Source organism: Staphylococcus sp. HMSC061G12 (assembly GCF_001838465.1).
In the GTDB taxonomy this organism is placed as follows: domain Bacteria; phylum Bacillota; class Bacilli; order Staphylococcales; family Staphylococcaceae; genus Staphylococcus; species Staphylococcus simulans.
Genome location: NZ_KV837056.1, coordinates 1 through 500, shown reverse-complemented (window position 1 = coordinate 500; position 500 = coordinate 1). Strand labels below are relative to the sequence as shown.

1 pseudogene is annotated in these 500 nt (G+C 27.2%); it reads left to right on the top strand.

Annotated elements, in window-relative coordinates:
• Positions 1–33: 33 nt before the first annotated feature.
• A pseudogene (locus HMPREF2937_RS04400) lies at positions 34–474 on the top strand (CadD family cadmium resistance transporter); the annotation flags it as partial.
• Between the last annotated feature and the right edge of the window lie 26 nt (positions 475–500).

Sequence of the window (500 nt, the reverse complement as noted above, 5' to 3'; positions counted from 1 at the left end):
ATTATACTATAAATTCAACTTTGCAACAGAACCGTCTTAAATTATGTTCCTGAAAAATGGATATTAGGATTATTAGGGTTAATACCGATTTATTTAGGAATTAAAGTGGCTATTTATGGTGATAGTGACGGAGAAGAGAGAGCTAAAAAAGAATTGAATGAAAAAGGATTGTCTAAACTAGTTGGTACGATTGCAATTATTACCATAGCAAGTTGTGGTGCTGATAATATTGGTTTATTTGTTCCGTATTTTGTGACATTAAGTGTTACTAATTTATTAATTACTCTGTTTGTCTTTTTAATTTTAATTTTCTTCTTGGTATTTACTGCACAAAAATTATCTAATATTCCAGGAGTTGGAGAAATTGTTGAGAAATTTAGTCGTTGGATTATGGCTGTTATTTATATAGCTTTAGGTTTATTTATTATTATTGAAAATGATACTATTCAAACAATTTTAGGATTTATATTTTAATTTAGGGTGCGATTTTATATGAGTTA